This window comes from Psychrobacter sp. (assembly GCF_035469765.1).
Taxonomy (GTDB): Bacteria; Pseudomonadota; Gammaproteobacteria; order Pseudomonadales; family Moraxellaceae; genus Psychrobacter.
In genome coordinates, this window is sequence record NZ_DATIRM010000315.1 from 1 (window position 1) to 2,382 (window position 2,382).

At 43.1% G+C, this 2,382-nt stretch carries 2 protein-coding genes; both read right to left on the reverse strand.

What is annotated here, in order from left to right; translation table 11 throughout:
* Nucleotides 1-170 precede the first annotated feature (170 nt).
* Nucleotides 171-1,322 carry a CobW family GTP-binding protein gene (locus VLN09_RS08880; protein WP_325245713.1) on the reverse strand — a complete coding sequence of 384 codons (1,152 nt, stop codon included), beginning with the start codon at nucleotides 1,320-1,322 and terminating at the stop codon, nucleotides 171-173.
* A gap of 76 nt (nucleotides 1,323-1,398) precedes the next feature.
* The gene (gene ompR, locus VLN09_RS08885) at nucleotides 1,399-2,163 is read right to left on the reverse strand and encodes a two-component system response regulator OmpR (protein ID WP_325245715.1); all 765 of its coding nucleotides are present in this window, start codon (nucleotides 2,161-2,163) and stop codon (nucleotides 1,399-1,401) included.
* Nucleotides 2,164-2,382: the final 219 nt, after the last annotated feature.

Consider the following 2,382-nt stretch of genomic DNA (forward strand, 5'->3'; position numbering starts at 1 on the left):
CTGCTGAGGTTCATGACAGTTATTTATGTCCTGCTTAATGTGAAAAAGCCAGATACTCGGGGTATCTGGCTCATTAAAAAATTATCAATCTATTTTAGGACGGGACAATTCTATCTTTATTAGTACTATCAATAATTATCGATAAACTCTCTATAACTACTGATGGTTTGCTATATCAGCAACGCCATGATTTCATTGTCATAGGCTTCCCAATCTAGCTTAACCTCTATCGCATCTTTTTGCCCAGTACTTGCTTGCAAAATAATCTCTAGTCGGCTATCGACTTGTGTGCTCACTGTCTTTGTGGACAAGCTATCAGGAGTAAAGTTGATTTGTAGCCAGCCATTAGACGTATTTACAACGCCTTTGATACGCTGCCAGTTTGGTAGCGTTAGCAGCCAATTCTGCAACTTATCAGCATTTAATACGTATTCTGCCGGCAGTCGCCACCCTGCTAGCAGAATATCTTGCTGTTGCTCATGATAACGATAGGGCAGCTCTATACTTGTATCAGGCTTAGCGTCATCATTATTGATTGCAGAATTGTGTAATGAATTTTCTGTTAAAGAATTGCGCAGCGGCCTTAAGCTTACAACAGCTTTGTATGGTTCAGCGATATTGATTCTTTGCTGCTTCGAGATGACAAAACTGGGTTTAAAGAGCTGTGCATTTAATGCTGCTGAATAGCCAGTCGACGTATTTAGATCATGAGTTGTTGTGTGGTTATCAGACGCTGCCCAAATAATAGAAACCTGTGCATTTAGCTTGTCTATCCATGCTCGTAACGCTTGTCTTTCGTCAGTACTTAATTGGATATAGCGATTAATGACTAAGACATCGGCATCGCGAATATGTGCTTGAAACCCTTCATGAGTACGATACTTTTCTTGTTGCCATTGCAGAGCACTAAGCACGGTTATGACCGCTTGCATCTTGAGAGCCGTTTGCCAATGCGGCGCGCTAAGCTGTTGGATAAGCTCACGTGGATGGGCAAGCCCTGTTGGCTCGATAACTAGACGCTTTGGGTGATGGTCACTCAGCAGGCGGCTCAGAGCGATTTGTAGCGGCAATTGACTGGTACAGCAAATACAGCCACCGCTGACTTCACGAATGGCGATATCATTTGTCGTATGGCTATCTTGTGAGCTGGTTAGTAGCGCGCCATCAACACCGATACGACCAAACTCATTAATTAATAACGCCCAGCGCTCATCAGCTGGTTTGGTAGCGATTAATTGATTGATAAGTGTGGTTTTACCAGAACCCAAAAACCCTGTCACTAAGGTGCAGGGTATGTTTTGAAGAATAATAGGTGATTTCAATGCTGCGCCCGTGATATTAATAGGATTAAATAGTAACAGTCTAAGCTATCAATAGCTGCAAGCGCCATTTATGAGTCTATAACGACTCACTTTTAGCCGCTTCAACTTCTGCTTCGTCAGGGACAAACACATAGCCCACGCCCCAAACAGTCTGAATGTAACGCGCTTGTGAAGGGTTGTCTTCAATTAAGCGGCGCAAACGTGATACTTGTACATCAATGGAGCGCTCCATCGCACCCCATTCACGACCACGGGCAAGATTCATCAACTTGTCACGAGTCAATGGCTCACGTGGATGCTGAACCAAGGCCTTTAATACCGAAAATTCACCCGTCGTCAAGGTAACAACATTGCCATCACGTTTAAGCGTACGCGTTGATAAATCAAGCGTCCATGGACCAAATTCAACTACTTCAAGCTGATGACTTGGCGCACCTGGTAGCTCACGATTTTGACGACGTAATACCGCTTTGATACGTGCCAATAGCTCTTTTGGATTAAATGGCTTTGGCAGATAATCATCCGCACCCGCTTCTAGTCCTGCGATGCGATCAGCGTCGCCACCTTTAGCCGTCAGCATAATAATAGGAATGTCGCCATTGTCTTCGCGCAGACGCTTACAGATACTGATTCCGTCTTCGCCTGGCAGCATCAAATCAAGTACCACCAATGAGAAAAGCTCACGCTGTAGCAATTTATCCATCTGATTGCCATCGTGCGCCGTACGAACCACAAAACCATCATCTTCCAGAAAACGCTGCAATAACGAGCGCAGACGCGCGTCGTCGTCAACGACTAAAATACGCTGAGTTAAGGTATCAGGTCTGTTATTTTCAGACATACAGGCATCCTCTTATAGAAATTATTATTAGTAGAAATTATGATTAAAAATGCAAGGGTGAATATCTTTATCAATAAAAATAGTGTCAGTAACTCAGACAAGCATTCATAAAAGTATCAATAATAGTGCCGCTATTTAGGCATCATTCCATCGACTGTTAAAGCTTTATAAAATTGTAAAACTATTGTTCAGTACACTAGTAAACTGCAATATTTGTGC